An 18,287-nucleotide genomic window follows, 5' to 3' on the forward strand; every position below is an offset into this window, starting at 1 on the left:
TCCTCACTTTCCGTGTATTCTGTTCACAAACATTCAGACCTCTGGAGAATCTCTGATGCCATCCTGCCAACCCGATGCCATTATCCGCATTAAAAACCTGCGGTTACGTACCTTCATCGGTATCAAGGAAGAAGAAATCAATAATCGTCAGGATATCCTGATCAACGTGACGATCCATTACCCGGCGGATAAAGCACGTAACAGTGAAAATATCGAAGATGCCCTGAACTATCGCACCATTACCAAAGCCATTATTCACCACATTGAAGGTAACCGCTTCGCATTGCTGGAAAAATTAACTCAGGATGTGCTCGATATCGTGAAACAACATCCGTGGGTAACCTATGCTGAAGTAGAGATAGATAAACTGCTGGCCCTGCGTTATGCCGATTCGGTTTCTATGACCATGATCTATCGCCGCGACGCAGCATAATACTCACACCGCTCAGGGAGGCGGACCATGCGGATCCTGATTACCGGCGCTACCGGGCTGATTGGCAGCAGCCTGACTCGGCAACTGCTGCACCTTTCACATGAAATTACCGTGCTGTCACGCAACGTAAAAAGTGCGCACGCCAAATTTGGCGAGCAGGTGAGTTATTGGCCTTCACTTAGCGATCGACACTCTCTGGACGGCTTCGATGCCGTCATCAATCTGGCGGGTGAGCCGATTGCTGACAAGCGTTGGAACAAAGCCCAGAAAGATCGCCTGTGCCGTAGCCGCTGGGAATTAACCGAACGGCTGGCGGCGCTGATCAATGCCAGCACCACCCCGCCTACGGTGTTTATCTCAGGATCGGCCGTGGGTTATTACGGCGATCAGGGGCAGGCCGTGGTGACCGAAGATGAAACTCCGCACGATGAGTTTACCCACCAACTGTGCCAGCGCTGGGAAGCCCTGGCGCTGCGTGCGCAGAGCAGCACGACCCGCGTCTGCCTGCTGCGCACCGGCGTAGTGCTGTCGCCCAAAGGTGGCGCGCTGGCGAAAATGCTGCCGCCCTTCCGCATCGGCCTCGGCGGGCCAATCGGTGATGGCCGCCAGTATCTGCCCTGGATCCATATCGACGATATGGTTAACGGCATTATTTATCTGCTGGATAACCGCAATCTGCGTGGCCCGTTCAATATGGTCGCACCCTATCCGGTACATAATGAACAGTTTGCGGCAACTCTGGCCAAGGTGCTGGATCGCCCGGCGTTTCTGCGTGTTCCCGCGTGCGCTATGCGGCTGCTCATGGGGGAAGCGGCGGTGCTGGTGCTGGGTGGCCAACGCGCCGTGCCCAGAAGGCTGGAAGAAGCCGGTTTCAGCTTCCGTTTCTTTGAGTTGGAACAGGCGCTGGATGATGTGATCAACCAGCAGGCCTAGGTGATATGTGGTGCCCTTACTTAAGGGCACCCGAGAGAAACTGCTGCAAACGCGGGCTTTTCGGGTTACCGAAAACTTCGGCAGGTGGCCCCTGTTCTTCAATTAACCCCTGATGCAGGAAAATCACGTGGTTTGAGACATGGCGCGCAAACTCCATTTCATGGGTTACCACCACCATGGTTTTGCCCTCTTCGGCCAGTTTCTGCATGATGCGCAGCACTTCGCCCACCAGCTCAGGATCCAGCGCTGAGGTCGGTTCGTCAAACAACAACACTTCCGGCTCCATCGCCAGTGCCCGGGCAATCGACACCCGCTGCTGCTGCCCGCCGGAAAGGTGCACCGGGTATTTGCCCCGCGCCCGCTCGTCAATACCGACCTTATCCAGATAACGTATCGCACGCTCGCGGGCCTCTGCCTTGCTCAAGCCCAATACCTGTACCGGCGCTTCCATCACGTTTTCCAACACCGTCATGTGGCTCCACAGGTTAAAATGCTGGAATACCATCGTCAGGCGGGTACGCAGCAATTGCAGTTGCTTCTTGTCAAACACCTTCAACTGGCCATCTTTGTCGCGCACCATGCGGATATCTTCATTATTCAGGCTGATCGCTCCCTCGCTCGGCTTCTCCAGGAAGTTAATGCAGCGCAGGAAGGTGCTTTTACCCGAGCCGGAAGAACCGATAATACTAATCACATCCCCCGCATTGGCTGCCAGGGAAACCCCTTTCAGCACTTCATGATCGCCATAACGCTTGTGCAGTTCGGTGACGGCTAATTTATTTTCAGACATGGTGTTTTCCCGTCATTCATCGATGAGAACTGAAACTACTGAAAAGCACTACATTAGTACTGAACAGTGTTCGAAAAATGAGTAGTATTATCAATGCATTATAGAAATCATCGATCTTGCAGAGCAGGGTAGTTATACACGATTTCTACATGATTTTAGCATGACTTATGAAGAGGTAAAGTGGTTAATCATTTGTTATCAATTCTTTATGGTTTGTATGAAAAATGAACTTCATCCTTCCACTTAACCTTCTGGCAGGTATGGGTCTTTGCTATGAAAACCCACAGAACAAAACAGTCCATTAGGCCGATGAGTTATCAACTCAGTACCGAACGATGCCTTACAGGATTGCACTACGATGCTAACCACTTTCCCCTCATTACGAACAACAGCACTCATTAAGTCCTGAAACGTTACCTCATCCCTTCCCCTACTCTTAGCGGTCAATGCTGCCCTTTCTGCACACACCTAAAAGCTACTCACTCACCATAAAGCAGCCATCTTTGAAAAAATATTGATTGAATTTTCTTGTGATGACAAATCATCACTTACCACTTTCATCGATCGAATCGATCGTAATGATCAAAAACATTGATAGATCAGTTTTTATCCGCTATCATTGTTACAATGATTTGTCGATAAAAATCAATAAAGTAAGGGAAAACAACATGCTTACAATCTCCACAACTGGATAACTCATTGTGTGAGACTGATGTTTCAAGAAAAGCCAAAGGTAGGTCAGTGATGCCATTACCGTTAAAGACAGGGAAAAGCCACCATTGACTACAAAAGGCGATGTGATTCGCAATTAATTGATAAGGAATTTTCAGGTGACTTTGCTAATTTTAATTATATTATCTATAGCCGCTGTGTATTTGTGTAAAAAATACAATAAATCAATTTTAAAGGTGATTTTAAAAGCAATTGCTTATTATCTGGTTCTCTCACTTCCACTTGCCTCAATAATTGTAGGTGTTTTTAATTTCTCGGATATTAGTAGCGAAGGTGTGAATTTCATTACTGCCTCACTTTACTTTTTGTCTTCTATGTTGCTTATTTTAAGTGGATTTTATGTAATTATCTTTGTTATATTCAAAAATAAAATAAAAAAACTATCAAGCTCTCATAAAAAACTTAATTATATAAATGGTTATACCACATCAATTCTATTTTTTACTCTATTTTTTTCTGGAGGATTATTATTTATTCGCACTGAAACAATGCAAGGTGAATCATTGGGTTTTCCTCCAAGCATGGATTTTTCAGAAGCTAAACGTCATAACATCTATAATGTTGATGAATATTCAAAATTCTTAGCTGAGAAAAAAGCCAAAGAAAAAGCTGAACAAGATAGAATAGCAGCAGAGCAGGTAGAAAGAGACTCCGAAATTACATTAGTTTCAAAACACTATAGTGATTCAGACCCCAAATATGACATAGTAGCTAAATTCGATAAACGCAACAGTTTTGAAATGTCAATATTAGAGAATATTCAATCATACCCAAATGGTAGTTTTGAACGCTACAGAGCAGCTTTAATATACAGAGACTATGGAATTGATTTAAAGGACTTTGAGAGAATGGTTCTTCCACGGTGCTCTCGTAGTATGGAAGCACTTAAATCAGGATACGAAAGTGTAACAAGGTCTTGGTTGCCATACTCAACTTATAAAGATAAAGGTTTATTAAGGGAAGAAGTAAAACGTAGAGATAATTATAACAAATCATTTTCGGAAAGTATTCGAATTGAGTCACAAAAACAGAATGAATGTTTTTACTCGTTATCGCAAGAACAACCTAACCATTCACTACGAGATAGGCCAGAGGATTTACAATGAATAAAATCATACCAATACTACTACTAACCACTACCATACTCACAGGAAACGTTATGGCGTCAGGACTTCGTGAATTCAAAGTAGAATATGTTGTAGCAGGTAGCGGCATAGTATACGCAGAGAACATATATGCATATTCAGCTACTGAAGCATGGAACAAATTAAAGCAAAATGAGAAAAAAAATGGAAAAGAAGCAATACAAAGATCTGTTAGAGAACTTAAACCAAGATAAGGTATCAGCGATTAAAATGAAAACTTTATTTTTTACTGTAATTTTTGGATTAGTGCTTTCTACTAATGCATTTGCATCTGATGATATAAAAACCAACTCTTATTGTTTGGGATTTTATCAAGGTGTTAATGAATCGCAACCCGGCTCAGGGATTGGACGAGAAGCCGAAGCAGCAATGAAACTTTTCCAAAATAAAGTTACTCAATCAAGAAAATTAGATAAGAAAAGTTTTGAATCAGGTAAATCTATAGGATTAAAGATCTGGATTAACCGCAGCAATTATAAGAAACGACCCAAAATTGTTGATGAATGCTTTGAGGGTTATGGTGCATATATTAGAACATTAGATGAAGAGGGAATAAAAAGAGAAATCTATGGTGATAATTAATCGTATAAATTCACGCCATACTAAAACATAAGCAAACAGTAACTCAATTCATTTTTTAATGACTAATTGAGTTACTACCAAACCACTGAATTAAATAAAAGGTAAATTATGCTTTCTGATTGGATAAACTTTCTTCAGTTAGAAGACTTACAAAGCTCTATCATTGATAGTGCCATTACTTTTTTAAAAAGTAATAGTTTCACATCATATCTACTGATTCCAATATTACCAATACTTATTTTGTTAACACCAATATTATTTGTTATCACTCCATTAATAGCCCAAGTGATAACATTAATCTATGTTATTAGTTAAAGCTAAACATAGAAGAGTAAAAACGCTGTTAACTGCAAGTGATATAGAATCATAATTAAGAAACACAAAGAATAGTTAGTTAGTGAAAAATTTAACAGAGAGGAAATTATGAAAAAATACTTAGCGTTAAGCCTTAGTCTGATGGTAACAACACTGTGTTATGCCAGTAATGAACCAACAGGAATTAAGGCTGGATATAAACCTACAACTGTGAACTCCTCTTTTCAGAACAAAAATACTATTATTGAAAAAAAATCATTTTATGAAAGTTTAGAAGAATTTGCCTTAACCAAGGAGGCGGAATTCTTTACGGGAGGAATGGACAAAGAGGCCAACCTTAAAGCAGCAAAAGGCATAGAGTTTGACGTGAAAAGTTTTATCAACATCCCAAGAACAGAATATGAACTTCAACCAAGTGCAAAAAATAAAAGCCAGTCAGGAGAGTCAAATTATTCCGGTTTGATTAGTTTTTACCGCAGTCGTGGTGATACTGAAGCAATAAGACACTTTTTAGCTATTGGTATCACTGAAGGTCCAAAGGTTAATCCAAAAAGTTACGTCTCATTAGGTATTTCATATCTTTATGGCATGTATGGCATTCAAAAAAACACAAATAAAGCAAGACTACTTCTCGCATATGCTGCAAGTAATGGAGTTCATTATGGTAGATATTTAATTTCTAATGACTACCTATTCCAAAACGTAAATGCATCAAAAGAAGATCTAAAAACCATCTTAAAATTAATGGATAGAACCCCTTGGTTCTATGAGTATCAAACACTAATAAATAAAACTACTTTTCGTCTCAATAATTATGAGGGTTATTACCTTAAAATATCTTGTTTTGCTAATACAAAGTCAAAAACATTAGTTAACATTAAAGAATGTATTCGCCCTGAATTTGTTCAGCTTGAATGGGAAAATGAAAAAGGTAAAAAAGAGAACTATGCATTAACTAATAGCTCTCCTGCGTGGATAAATTACGATGGTGAAAGTATATTGTATGCCCCAGAACATTTTACTCTTAACATCAGGAATGGCGATAAAAATACCTTACTCAAGGTTGAACTATATGCAAATAACTCTGCTGAACCTAAGCAAGTTTTTGAAGCTGAATCCTACCAAAATATATCCATATCTCTCTAAAAATGAGGATACTAAAAGTAGAAAATTGATTAAAAACTTTAAACGGCTGAAAACACAAGTGAGTAGCCAACACCAGGGAAAAAGTAGTTAATAATAAGAAACTAACTTTATGCAGGGAGTATACCCCTGCATTTTTTTGATATCGGGTGGGTTACCAGTGATATTATTATTTAAAATCAATTGGTTACTATGTTTTCAACGAGAATACAATATCTACGTGCTACAAGATCTATTCGCTACTTAACATATCTTTCTTCACTCTAAATACAGTTGCCCGGCCACAATCACAAAGCTTAGCGATTTCATCTGGAGAATACTTTTCAGTTCTAAGCATATTAATGACCTTAGCGTGAAGGGCATGATTTTTCTGCTTACCTTTATACTTACCCGCTTCCTTAGCAATAGCGATCCCTTCATCACGACGAGAAGCAATAATTCCACGCTCAAATTCAGCTACAGCTCCCATCATCGTTAGAATCAACCGTGATGAAGGGGTGTTATCAAAACTCATTGAGTTATCCAAGAACTTAACAGTAACGCCCCGTTCAATCATCTTATCAACCAGTTCAAGCAAATCCTTAGTATTACGGGCTAAACGATCTATGGACTTTACGATCAGAGTATCACCTTCTCTTAGATGTGAAATCAATCCTTGAAGTTCTGGCCGTTCGCTGGTGCTCTTTCCAGACGCTTTTTCAGTTATGACTTTATCACAGACAGAATTTAGAACTGAAAGCTGGCGTTCAAGGTTTTGATCTTTTGTTGACACGCGAGCATAACCAAAAATCATTTTCCTGTCCTTTTGTCTCATTTAAGATACTTGTATGATACAGTATCATATGGATTGGTTCAATGAGTAAATGATACTAACTGAGACATAGTATCCAGGTATCAGTAGGGAGTAGCTAAATGATATTGTTGGCTAAGTGTTTTTAAGATAAAATCGTTGCAACTTGTAAAACAGAAGGAAGCTGTGTGATGAGTGATTTCATTAAAAAAGAAGTTGAAACTAAGGTAGATGCAGCTATAAAAGCTATTTTTACTAAAGGAACAATTGAAGACTCACAAATCAACCTACTTAAAGACCATCTTGTAAGAAACTTGGTTAACTCTATAAGCTTAGATTTTTTAAAAGAAAGATTAAATGTTATATACTCATTTGAAAAAAACTATCTATCCTTAATTAAAGAGTTTAAAGAAGAAATAAAATTTGCAGGAGCTTTGCAAGAAGATTTACGAAAAGAAAGAGCTAAATTTTTCTCGGAGGTTCTTGATGATGTATCTGCTACATTGAAAAAATCACAAGTTGACGATTCTATAGCGGCACTCTGGCTGAAAGAGCTTGTTGATAGCTATACGAAAAGCTTGAATGTTAGTGAAGGTTTACTGGACGAAGGAAGTATGGATAGCCTCAGTAAATTAATGCAATTAGGGCAGGACGAGAAAGACTCTATCCAAGAGAAAGTATAATGACCAACTCTGATGTCATCTCTGTTCTTTCGATTTTTAAAAAATCGAGAGAATTATTGATATCGCGAACTATAGAGCAATCCCCTGATTTTTATCGGGGATTATTTGACTATGAAGAAAACTCCTCAGCTCTTTCTTTGCTATTTGAGAAAGAAAAAACAATTTTTATTAATCATCACTTCGATCAAATTGATGAAATAAGTAAAAGCAAAACCACATTTTATTTTTTCAAGACAGGCGTAGAAAAATTATTCTCATCATTAAGTAATGGTGAAAGTGTTACTATCGAAAGTGAACAATTTATTCAACGAATGAGTGAGAAGCTTTCTATTTTAGATTCACTTCTAAAAATTGAGAACAAATCGGAAAATGGCCTAAATACCTTACGATATCATATGTCCAGAGATAGCCGGATTTTCGAAAGAGAAATTAGTAAATTAACGAATAATACAAAGTGAGGATTTATGGGATTCTTTTCTAAATTTGGCACTGTAATTTCTGATTTAGTCAGTGCACCAATAGAGGCTCTATCTGACCTAATCAGAGAACCATCAAAACGCTGGGAGCATAGTCGTGAAGAAAGCTCAAGAAAAAATAGTTTTGAAAGAGAAAAAGAATTAAGAGAACTGGAAGTCGACTTAAAAATAAAAGAAAAAATGGGTGTTAGCAAAAGCCTTTTTGATCTTGAAGAGTTAAAAAAAGATAACGATTTTCAACGAATGATAAAAACGTCAGAAGCCATTAAGCAGTATCTTTTTGAATTAACAAAGTTGAATACTGATACAATTAAAGCAATCGGCGAAATGCAACTCGATTTAAAAAACAAAGCTCAAGAGTTAGTCTATAGCAAAACAATTCAGTATAAAGAACTGCAAGACATGGCGATGGAAAAAGCAGTCAATGAATTAATTGAAATTGAGTTAAAATTTAAAGACAATGAAGTAGCAAAGAGGATACTTACAAGTGCCGTTGACGCGAAACTATCGAATATAATTAATACTGCCAATAATTTCCTTATAGAGTTGAATAGAGATATAGTAAACCTCAATAATGACATAAGTATGCTTTCACGCCAAGGCCAAATATTCATTGAGAATCACTTAAATAAAATAGCTGATAGAACTGGTTTACAGCATGATTCTTATGATAAAAGTGCAATCATTGGTGAATACAAAAAATTACAGTAGAGAAATGAAACCTATAAATGATTATGAATAACTGTCTGTATATTAAAGGTGATAGTTTAGGCGATCACTACACTCAATAATAAAAGCAATTCATAACAACGCCTCTACCCAATTTTAACGAACTACGATATCATACACATTATCTATCCGAAATGACAAAAATAGACTGGCTTATGCAACTACGTCGTTGAACAAGTATTGAAACTCTTGAAAAAGTAATTGATAAGAACAAGTATGATTTAACCAATGATCAACTTGAAACTTTCTATTCAGCAGCAGATCACAGACTGGCAGAACTGACTATGGGTAAGTTATATGATAAAATTCCAGCTACTGCATGGAGTATGTAAGATGAAATGGGATAAGACCAGCTATCAAACCCCATTTAAAGTAGTTTGTTGAAAAAGACGTTACATAAACTATTCATGCAACGTCTTTTAGTTGTTTAAATAAAAAATTGAACATTATTTTTTCTTGTGGCATAAAGAAAATGCGTAGAGTAAGCATTTGCACGTTTTAGTAAGTGCATTTTAAATATCTTGCATATAAAAAACACTTTAACTTTTTTTTCCTATAGGTAATCCCTTGAGATTTTTATTTTAAATTAATCAGGGCTGGCTTGAAAAATTTTTACAACCTAAAGGCAGGTTACGTTAGCAGCAACTTTATTCTCGGGTAATATTAATATTTATTGCTGAAAAAATAAAACGCATAGAATGCATTTAAGTCCTACACTCTTGTTTTAAGGAATTGAGTGGTGCCCTTAATTTATCAATCCATCCCATTTCCATAGTATCAAACTCATGAATAAATATGTTGGCAGCCCCACGATCAAATAGTCCTCTGCTAGCAACAGTTTTATGTAATAAAACCAACGTTGGTAATTCAAGCATCAACGACATAGTTGCCTCTATCTGATTCCATTCGGTTGGTAATCTTAAAGAACCTTCAAATGGTATATGCTTTATACTACCTGTGCTCATAAATATTTGTGGAAGCCCTAATACAATTGTGCACTCACACTTCTTCATTAGCCTTTGAATATCGTCAAACGGTGAACGTAATGGTATGTGTTCTTTTCCTATCGTATGAGGTTTAAAACCTACATCTTCAATTAACGTATAGAATTGGAGAAGTTTATTTTCAATAACTGGAGGCGTCCATGTTGGTCTTGATATAAATGTATCTATCATAATCCCTTCCTTTTTAGTATTTTATATATCAGTCTAAAGATACAAGATCAGTCACAAGAAGTTAAATATAGATTAAGCATATATATCTTTCCACATATAGAACACGCTTTTTCAGCGTTTGGCTTAACCTCACTTTTCCAGAAATTAATTTTACCACCACAGTCCGTAGACTGACAAGTATAGCGATATTCTAGCGGGTTATATGTTGTTTTTTCATTTTTCTTTGTTATGATTTTGTAGCTAGCTTTACAGGACGTATCACTGTTTTTATGAGGACACTCTATTTCATGTGCAACCTCACCTCCTTTTATATTAATTATTTCATTTATAGGAGTTAGAACAACAATATCTTTTTTACACTCTGAACAGTTAAAAACTCCAGTACGAATAATATTAACATTTCTTAAGCTTGAACTCATAACTGTTTTAATTTGAGATATGATTTTCTCAATGTCTAATTTCATTTTAGAAATTACTTTATCACCTTTCTGCAATTCGCTCAAAGTTATTTGATGAAGGTACCCTCCTAACTTGTGATAATTCTTTTTTATGAATTTTTCATTTAACCTAGTTTCGGTTCCAAACTTAACCCACTTACCTGGTTTATTGTCAGCATTATTTTTAGCAATACTAATTTCGACATCAGTCAATGAGTAAGGGTCTAAAGATAAAAAGTATTTTATTACTTGTGGTGGTTGCCAAGAAAAATATGCAGAGTTATCAATTTTGCCCTTAGCTACTAACTTAGATAGTCGATGGTAAACTATGGACTCTATACACATTCTTAATTCTAGAGCGGCATACTTTAGTCTTAAGTCGTCCTTACTATCAACGTGTTCACTTGCTTTCAAAAGACAAGTTTTAGCATCAGCCATGAAATCTTTAGCCATTTACGGAAACCCCATGCAATCAGTAGTATCCCAAAAACCCCGTCAGACAGCCCCTATATTACAGACAACTATAGGTACAAACAACTACTGTGTCACAATGAGCAACGCAGAGCTAACCAACTATCTAGTAAGGAAGATTAGCTACTACAATATTGCAAGATTATAACTCAAACCCAGTTAATCTCGTTAATTAAACCGATATTAATCAAATTATTTAGCTTTGCCCTTCTTCTTAGCATCAACTGCATCTGCTAACCTCTGTTCCTCACTACGTCTATCAAATTCCAATCCAGTAAGTGAGTAATGAACTACTTCAAACGCTCTTTTGCGTTCCCCGTTGGACTGTATCTTATCTGACCGGCCAAGACATACATAGCGATTGATTATTGCACTTGATCTTTTTTCCTTAACTACAAAAGTGCCCAATGGGTCATCTATTATATTAAAGGAATTAGTAGACCCATTGGGCACTTTTTGGAGATCAGAACTCCAATTATCATTTTCAAGCATTGCATCCAAATCTCCTTGGTAGAACTCTTCGAGCACTTTCGCTGATACGAGTTTTGCGATACGCATTGCATCTTGGCTGAATAGATAATCTTTGTCCTTCACATGTAACAGAGAATTTTGTATTTCCTTGCAAACAAACTCACGAGATGATTTCCCTGTATCTATGTGTTTAATATCTTCCCATACCTTTTTAATGTAATCCTCTTTATTAATGATCTCTCCGATAACACGCCCTACATCTTGTTCTTTTAAACCTGAATCAATCATGCTTTGAACTACATCTTTAATATTGTCATATTCAGGACTATAATCAGTTCTTAAAGTGTTATCTTTAAAGTCATACGATAACTGCATTAAATCAGCATAGCGTTGTTTTTTATTTTTTTGTTTTGCTTCTTTCACATCTTTTTCAATCTGTTCTTTTTCAGCCGTTAGTTCATTTCTCCAAACAGGATAGAAAACATCGTAACCATATTCAATCATTCGAGCACTGAATATACCAAAATCATTAAATGCATTGTGTTGACGAACTAATTGACTACCGTAGTCAATAGTGCAGTAGTTCACTTTAAACTTACCATCTTTATAGTATACGGCGGCTTGTTGACTCTCATCACTATACTGATTAATATAACTCTTACGTTCTATATCAGTGGGTAATACATTTACATATTCGGTAAGGGCTTCGGCAAGTTTTTCAGCCTTTTCAACTCTAACTTTCACATTATCTTCTACTTTATCGCAACACATTTTAGAATCAATGTAGTATTTTACATTTTTAATAGATTCAATATTTCTAAATCGATTACTAACTTGCTCAATGCGATCAGGATCTGTATCACCCCAGATAAAGACATCAATTTCATCATGGTTATCATATAGACTTAACCCCTCAATAATGCTGTTTGTCCCGATAATGCAATCATACTTTCCCATTATACCTGAGCTATACAGATTAATAACTTCAGGTTCATTTTTACGATCTGCATTCACTACAATATAATTTTCCCCTGAAAGCTTACCGATTACTTCACCCAATTCCTTGTTATTGATTAAAACAATAACTTTGTTTTTTGTTTTACGTAGATCATTGAGTAAAGAAACGTCCTTTGATTTACAGATATATGTTTGAATTTGTTTCTTTGCTTTACTTGGTTTACGTATACGATGAATTGTTTCAAAACTAAAACCACTAAAATACTCAGGGCGTATAGTTCCAGACATAAGAATAACGCGACGAAACATAGAACATGCATCAACTAACAAACGAATAGTTGAAGGCTTGTATCCATAATCCGCAATCATTCCATGTGCCTCATCAATTACTAAATCCCAATTTTTACACTCTTCTGGATTTTTCATCATTTTTTTAATTTGATTCCAAGTAGTAATATTGTCATCCTGAATATTATTACTGCTGCCTGACTGCACGACTATTGAATTTAGCGGCACTACTAATTTAGTTCTTTTAAGTTTACCAAAATAGTGATTTTTCCCAGTTCCAACATCTGCAATAAGCAAATTCAAGCCATCTTTGAAGTTAATTTGATTAATAACATCAGAAAGATATTGATTAGGTTTCAACGTAATATCTGTATCATACTTTTGTAAATACACATTTTCTTGTGTATAAGTTACACTTGGTTGCACTAATAAATTAAATTCAAACCCATAAGGTAAGTTCTTTCGTAAACCAATCGCATGACCATACGAAGCATTTGCCATATTAGCCATATCTGAGCCTGTATGACGTGCACCCGGTCTACCTACTGCATTTAATACTTTAACCATCTCAACATAGTCTACACCAAAATCGAACAATCTATTAGCAAGAATGCGACGATCTTCATACTCCATAGATCCACGGTTATGTTCAATGATAGCATCCAAAATACGTCTAATATTACCATCATCGGGTTCGGTTTTTATAAAACCAACATTAAATAGACTATCCTGACTCTTTATTGGAACATATTTTATATTCTCGACATTAGATTGAACATTCTGACTCTTCACTGGAACATATTCGATATTCTCCAAATCAAACAGCTCACCTTCATTATGAAACGCCACGAAATTATTTTTAAATTTTTCATTATAAGTCGGCAAGTATTGAATTTGTAAACTTTTACTAAATGAACTATCTGAATACCAAAATCTCTTGCGTAATGACTCTGAAAAATCGTTATACGCATCTGCACTAATAGGTCTTTTTAATGGTAGTATAACTCTAAATCGTTCCCCTTTCTTAATTCCTTGTCCACCAGAGGAATAGATAAGATACTCATAGTCTTTTAAATCAGTGCGAACGAATTCCATTGTAGCACCATCATCAATATCAAGAGCTATTGCGTAATGGTTAATGACATTGATATGGCTGCGACTTGCCCCTTTAACCATTTCTGCAAAAACTACGGCATCAAACTTTTCTTTTGCTTTCTCATATTCATCTTTATTACAAGCACTGAAAACATCCCATTTATCCTTATTTAATAAATATGCTACAAGATCTCCCCATGTCTCATTTAAATGCACTGTTGCTGCAATCTTCCGATTTTGTTTAGCTGCTTTTTCTTTTACCTCTTTTTTATCTGACGCATATCTATTTTCAAAATAGGTGATTTTTATTTCTAAGTCATGATAAATACTTTTAGCATTTGAATTATATTTTTGATTTTTATTGTTCATCCTTGAACTCCTTTATTAATTGAAGCATCCTGCTTCGGTTTATTGCCAGTAAGTAACTACTGGCATTTTACTTTACATCTAAAAATCTCATCTTATTAATAAGATATTGCACTCCTTCACTACGATTTTTTAAACCAGCATTAGACATCACTGAATCAATAAATTTTATCTGTGAATCAGATAATCTGACACCTAGTTGATATGTTTTCCTTTCTTTCATACTTGTTATCATTTCCTCAATAAAATAAAACATAAAAAAACCACAATTACTAATATGGTTTTAATTGAATAGACGGCAATCTACTTAACTAATATATTTATCAAAATGTAGAGAGGAATACTGAGTTATAAATAGCTACAAATAATTACGCACTACTGAATATGAAAATTAATCAGATAAGTGAATTAATGGAAGAATGAAGTTTCGTGCAATATTAATTAATTCATTTAATGTGATACTTATTAATAATTATTTTTTTTCGAGTTTTTTACTTTCCTTAAAGTCCTCTATAATAACATTTAATGTCCTACTATTATTTTTACTTATTACAAAATTAGATGAAATTGAATTGATTTTACCTGAACCACAATCAGCTATAATTAGCTTAATTTTATTCATATACTTCTCCTTTATTATTTTCATATGAATTTATAATTCCAGTTAGACACACCCACAGATATAAAAACAATCTTTAAGATGTCTTTTCAATCTCCAATATATTATTTAAAAGATAAATTTTAAATGGGTGAGTATTCTAAATTAAAGTTACTGTCTGGAAGGTTAGAAATAGTTTCTTGAACTTTACTATTATGCTATTATGACAAAGTATTTTACTACATTTATCAAACGCTCTATCTGTTACTGCTTATACTTATATTATACCACATTTTTTAAAATCGTAACAAAATATCTTGATTTTTTTTAAAGTTTACAAGTAATTCAGTAATTTAAATTTTAGGGGAAACTTATGCTCATGCAGTAACCCTCTCTTAAACGCTCTGTAAGCCCTATACAGCGTGGAAGGGGTTAGGTATAAGATAAAAACCTCATAGTGCATGTTCTACTGGGAAATATCATTATACTTATATTATACCCGATTTTTTATAATCGTAACAAAAATATTCTAATTTTTTTAATTACAACCAATTCAGTGAATCAAAATTGGTTAAATTAGAGTTCAACTTATGTTCATGTCAGTAACCCCCCATTTAAACGCCTGTAAGCTTCTTTACAGCACATTTACGGATACTTGATAGGGAAGGAGTTAGGTAAAAGATAAAAAACCTCATAGTAAACGTTAAACGAATAAATTTAACCACTTTACCTCTTCATAAGTCATGCTAAAATCATGTAGAAATCGTGTATAACTACCCTGCTCTGCAAGATCGATGATTTCTATAATGCATTGATAATACTACTCATTTTTCGAACACTGTTCAGTACTAATGTAGTGCTTTTCAGTAGTTTCAGTTCTCATCGATGAGTGAGCAAGAACTGAAAGGTTGAATGCAACTTAACACTCAACCTTTACTTTCAATGTGTTATCTAAAGTCTGACATCTTCATAGCGAATAATCATGATAATGCAGTCCTTGAGCTGCATTATCATGTAAGGTCAATGGCATTCTTCATTAATATAATCGGTTGTTTTCCTCTATATACAGTATCTGTAATAGTGCTATTGCTATGACCTAAGATGCTAAAACGCACATGATCCGGTAAGTTTGGTAAATCTCTCAGCCTATCACTCATTCCGTAGCGATAATCATGTGGCGTGTGTTTTTCATTCAGCGAGTTATAAATTTTTGAAACAGCTCTTGATACGGTGTTATACACCTTCCAAGGGGAAGTGGGCTTCTCTTCCAAAATCCCCAATTCTATTAACTTCTTATGAATTGGGATCATACGAATGCTACTACTGTTTTTAACCCTCTTATTATTCGAATCGTTTACACTGATACAGTTTATCTTTTGTCCTCTATCAGTAACGACAACATAATCCGCCTTTGTAAGCTGTGTAGTCTCAGTCACTCTCATACCCGTGTAATACAAAAGCTGTAACAGCCACCACAGCGGTGACTTGTATCCGGCTAATGCTAATGCCTGAGTGTGAAGTTCTAATGGCACAGACTGCTTAGTGCGTAAGTTTTTGGCATTTTTGTAACCCATGCCAGTAAAAGGGTTTTTAGAGAGATAATCACGTTTATCCACAGCAAAACTAAAAAATGCCGTTACTTTTTTGAACACTGACTGCCTCGACATCTCTGACGCATATTTTTTCTCTAATTCCTTTTTAAACCGAGCAACTGTGGATTTAGTTACAGATTCAATGTCTGTGTCACCGTTCCAGTCTATAAAATACTTAAGGACAGCTTTGTTACTTTGCAACGTTAAAGGACGCCATTCTGTAGACATGTCACCATACCATTCTTCAGCCACTAAGCTGATTTTTCGGCTCTGTGACTTCTCCAACAAGCGAGCTTCGGCAAGTTGAACTGATACAGGACCGCCCCAGTATAGATTCGAAGCATACATATGTAGCTCATGCTCAATACAACGGTCCCTTTCAAGTAAGAGTTGTTCTCTTATATCATTATAATCAATAAGTTGCCGTTTAAGGCGGAGGTAGACACTAAGCAGTACCTTAGAACGAATCGAAGCAGTTTGAAAATCTCGAGTTTTGAGGTCAAAGCGGATGAGTTTACTTTGATGTGACTTTTGCCATATGTAGTAACCACGATTATTACATGAAAAATACATGATCATAGAGAATCCATTATTCGCTATGAAGATGTCAGACTTTAGATAACACATTGAAAGTAAAGGTTGAGTGTTAAGTTGCATTCAACCTTTCAGTTCTTGCTCACTCATCGATGAGTTACGTGTGCCATCCAACGTTTCTCTGCCTTACGGAACAGGCTGATCAACGTATAGGAGATAATCAGATACAACACCGCGGCAATGCCGAAGGCATAGAACGGTTGATAGGTTGCCGCGTTGATATCCCGGGCAATCTTCAGCAGATCCGGCACCGTGGCGGTAAAGGCCAACGCCGTCGAATGCAGCATCAGAATGACTTCGTTGCTGTACGCAGGTAATGCGCTGCGCAGCGCCGAAGGCAAGATAATGCAGCGATACATTTTAAAGCGCGAAAAACCATAGGCATTGGCAGCTTCAATTTCCCCGTGCGGCACTGCGCGAATGGCTCCGGCGAAGATCTCGGTGGTATACGCGCAGGTGTTGAGCGTCAACGCCAGAATGGTGCAATTCAGCCCGCTGCGGAAAAATGCATTGAGGAACTCGGTCCCCCGTACAATTTCCAGGCTGTACACGCCGGAATAAAACACCAGCAACTGCACATACAGCGGGGTACCACGGAAGATATAGGTGTAAAACCACACCGGCAGACGCAGCCAGGGAATAGAAGAAACCCGCGCCACCGCCATCGGGATCGCCATCAGCCCGCCCATCACCACCGATGAAATCAGCAGCCACAGCGTCACTGCCACCCCGGTAAAGCGATAGCCATCACTCCACAACAGTGATTGCCAATATTGATGCAGAATATCGATCATAGCTCGGCCCTTTTGACGCCAAGTGAATAACGCCGTTCAAGCCACAGCAATACGCCATTGGAAACGGTAGTAAAAAACAGATACACCATCCCGGCCACCAGTGCGTAGAAGAAAGGCTGATAGGTGCCTTTACCCGCTAACTGCGTTGCCTTTACCAGATCGTTCAGGCCAAGAATCGACACCAGCGCCGTGGCCTTCAGGATCACCTGCCAGTTGTTGCCGATGCCGGGTAAGGCAAAACGCATCATTGCGGGGAACAAGATGCGGCGGAAAATCTGCCCCCCCGATAAGCCAAACGCCGTTGCCGCCTCGATCTGGCCGCGTGGAACGGCCAGATAGGCACCACGGAAGGTTTCGGTGAAATAGGCGCCGTAGATAAAACCCAGGGTGATAATCCCCGCGCTGAGCGGATCGATATCAATCTGCGAGAAACCGAGTAATTCGGTAACGCTGTTCAGAGCAATCTGCAGGCCATAGAAGATCAGCAGCATCAGCACCAGATCCGGCACTCCGCGGATCAGGGTGGTATAGGCGCCGAATAGGGTTGAGACAATGCGATTTTGGGAAAGCTTGCCGCCAGCGCCGATCAAACCAATCATCACCGCCAGCAGAACAGAACTGAGAGCCAACTCCAGCGTGACCAGAGCACCCTCAAAAATCAATTGGGAATAGCCTTGCAGCATTTACTTCATCCTGTC

General features: G+C 37.4%; 19 protein-coding genes. 10 read left to right on the forward strand and 9 right to left on the reverse strand.

All coding sequences use genetic code 11. The annotated features are described in order from the left end of the window. The first annotated feature begins 55 nt into the window (after positions 1–55). Positions 56–433 (forward strand): dihydroneopterin triphosphate 2'-epimerase, encoded by a 378-nt coding sequence (gene folX, locus BMI79_RS08040; RefSeq protein WP_076941610.1) that lies wholly within the window; start codon positions 56–58, stop codon positions 431–433. A gap of 27 nt (positions 434–460) precedes the next feature. Next, positions 461–1,366: a TIGR01777 family oxidoreductase gene (locus BMI79_RS08045; protein WP_076941611.1), complete on the forward strand. Its 906-nt coding sequence runs from the start codon at positions 461–463 to the stop codon at positions 1,364–1,366. A 16-nt stretch (positions 1,367–1,382) separates the two neighbouring features. Here BMI79_RS08045 and hisP read toward each other — a convergent pair whose 3' ends face one another. After that, complete coding sequence (gene hisP / locus BMI79_RS08050; RefSeq protein ID WP_076941612.1) at positions 1,383–2,156, reverse strand: histidine ABC transporter ATP-binding protein HisP; 774 nt, start codon at positions 2,154–2,156, stop codon at positions 1,383–1,385. An 830-nt stretch (positions 2,157–2,986) separates the two neighbouring features. Between hisP and BMI79_RS08055 the strand changes: the two genes are divergently transcribed. The 4 genes from BMI79_RS08055 to BMI79_RS08065 all read left to right on the forward strand — a co-directional run bounded on the left by BMI79_RS08055 (position 2,987) and on the right by BMI79_RS08065 (position 6,076). Next, positions 2,987–3,994 (forward strand): TIGR04086 family membrane protein, encoded by a 1,008-nt coding sequence (locus BMI79_RS08055; protein ID WP_076941613.1) that lies wholly within the window; start codon positions 2,987–2,989, stop codon positions 3,992–3,994. Next, positions 3,991–4,227, forward strand: coding sequence for a hypothetical protein (locus BMI79_RS23510; protein ID WP_125828753.1), 237 nt, complete (start codon positions 3,991–3,993; stop codon positions 4,225–4,227). Before BMI79_RS08055 ends, BMI79_RS23510 begins: the two co-directional genes overlap by 4 nt. Beyond that, positions 4,178–4,615 carry a hypothetical protein gene (locus tag BMI79_RS08060; RefSeq protein WP_125828755.1) on the forward strand — a complete coding sequence of 146 codons (438 nt, stop codon included), beginning with the start codon at positions 4,178–4,180 and terminating at the stop codon, positions 4,613–4,615. Before BMI79_RS23510 ends, BMI79_RS08060 begins: the two co-directional genes overlap by 50 nt. A 423-nt stretch (positions 4,616–5,038) precedes the next feature. Further along, positions 5,039–6,076 carry a hypothetical protein gene (locus BMI79_RS08065; protein WP_076941615.1) on the forward strand — a complete coding sequence of 346 codons (1,038 nt, stop codon included), beginning with the start codon at positions 5,039–5,041 and terminating at the stop codon, positions 6,074–6,076. 229 nt (positions 6,077–6,305) lie between these two features. Here BMI79_RS08065 and BMI79_RS08070 read toward each other — a convergent pair whose 3' ends face one another. Continuing rightward, positions 6,306–6,866, reverse strand: coding sequence for a recombinase family protein (locus BMI79_RS08070; RefSeq protein ID WP_076941616.1), 561 nt, complete (start codon positions 6,864–6,866; stop codon positions 6,306–6,308). Between the two features lie 188 nt (positions 6,867–7,054). Between BMI79_RS08070 and BMI79_RS08075 the strand changes: the two genes are divergently transcribed. From BMI79_RS08075 to BMI79_RS08090, 4 genes are all read left to right on the forward strand, one after another. After that, positions 7,055–7,546, forward strand: a complete 492-nt coding sequence (locus BMI79_RS08075) for a nickel transporter (protein ID WP_095996103.1) — start codon at positions 7,055–7,057, stop codon at positions 7,544–7,546. Then, a complete protein-coding gene (locus tag BMI79_RS08080) occupies positions 7,546–8,004 on the forward strand; it encodes a hypothetical protein (protein WP_076941617.1) in 459 nt (152 codons plus the stop codon). The genes BMI79_RS08075 and BMI79_RS08080 overlap by 1 nt, the downstream gene beginning before the upstream one ends. Positions 8,005–8,010: 6 nt before the next feature. After that, positions 8,011–8,733, forward strand: a complete 723-nt coding sequence (locus BMI79_RS08085) for a hypothetical protein (RefSeq protein ID WP_076941618.1) — start codon at positions 8,011–8,013, stop codon at positions 8,731–8,733. A 197-nt stretch (positions 8,734–8,930) separates the two neighbouring features. Next, the gene (locus BMI79_RS08090) at positions 8,931–9,083 is read left to right on the forward strand and encodes an Hha/YmoA family nucleoid-associated regulatory protein (protein WP_244157321.1); all 153 of its coding nucleotides are present in this window, start codon (positions 8,931–8,933) and stop codon (positions 9,081–9,083) included. A gap of 372 nt (positions 9,084–9,455) precedes the next feature. Here BMI79_RS08090 and BMI79_RS08095 read toward each other — a convergent pair whose 3' ends face one another. The 7 genes from BMI79_RS08095 to BMI79_RS08120 all read right to left on the reverse strand — a co-directional run bounded on the left by BMI79_RS08095 (position 9,456) and on the right by BMI79_RS08120 (position 18,272). Continuing rightward, positions 9,456–9,926 (reverse strand): hypothetical protein, encoded by a 471-nt coding sequence (locus tag BMI79_RS08095; RefSeq protein ID WP_076941619.1) that lies wholly within the window; start codon positions 9,924–9,926, stop codon positions 9,456–9,458. A gap of 47 nt (positions 9,927–9,973) precedes the next feature. Further along, positions 9,974–10,816 carry a hypothetical protein gene (locus tag BMI79_RS08100; RefSeq protein WP_076941620.1) on the reverse strand — a complete coding sequence of 281 codons (843 nt, stop codon included), beginning with the start codon at positions 10,814–10,816 and terminating at the stop codon, positions 9,974–9,976. 210 nt (positions 10,817–11,026) lie between these two features. Next, positions 11,027–14,014 (reverse strand): DEAD/DEAH box helicase family protein, encoded by a 2,988-nt coding sequence (locus BMI79_RS08105; RefSeq protein WP_076941621.1) that lies wholly within the window; start codon positions 14,012–14,014, stop codon positions 11,027–11,029. Between the two features lie 469 nt (positions 14,015–14,483). Beyond that, the gene (locus tag BMI79_RS23775) at positions 14,484–14,633 is read right to left on the reverse strand and encodes a hypothetical protein (RefSeq protein WP_158069109.1); all 150 of its coding nucleotides are present in this window, start codon (positions 14,631–14,633) and stop codon (positions 14,484–14,486) included. A gap of 986 nt (positions 14,634–15,619) precedes the next feature. After that, on the reverse strand, positions 15,620–16,780 hold the full coding sequence (locus tag BMI79_RS08110) for a site-specific integrase (protein ID WP_076941622.1): 1,161 nt from the start codon (positions 16,778–16,780) through the stop codon (positions 15,620–15,622). A 101-nt stretch (positions 16,781–16,881) separates the two neighbouring features. Next, complete coding sequence (locus BMI79_RS08115; RefSeq protein ID WP_076941623.1) at positions 16,882–17,589, reverse strand: ABC transporter permease; 708 nt, start codon at positions 17,587–17,589, stop codon at positions 16,882–16,884. After that, positions 17,586–18,272 carry a histidine ABC transporter permease HisQ gene (locus tag BMI79_RS08120; RefSeq protein WP_076941624.1) on the reverse strand — a complete coding sequence of 229 codons (687 nt, stop codon included), beginning with the start codon at positions 18,270–18,272 and terminating at the stop codon, positions 17,586–17,588. Before BMI79_RS08120 ends, BMI79_RS08115 begins: the two co-directional genes overlap by 4 nt. Positions 18,273–18,287: the final 15 nt, after the last annotated feature.

Origin of the sequence: Serratia oryzae, from assembly GCF_001976145.1 — a bacterium.
In the GTDB taxonomy this organism is placed as follows: domain Bacteria; phylum Pseudomonadota; class Gammaproteobacteria; order Enterobacterales; family Enterobacteriaceae; genus Chania; species Chania oryzae.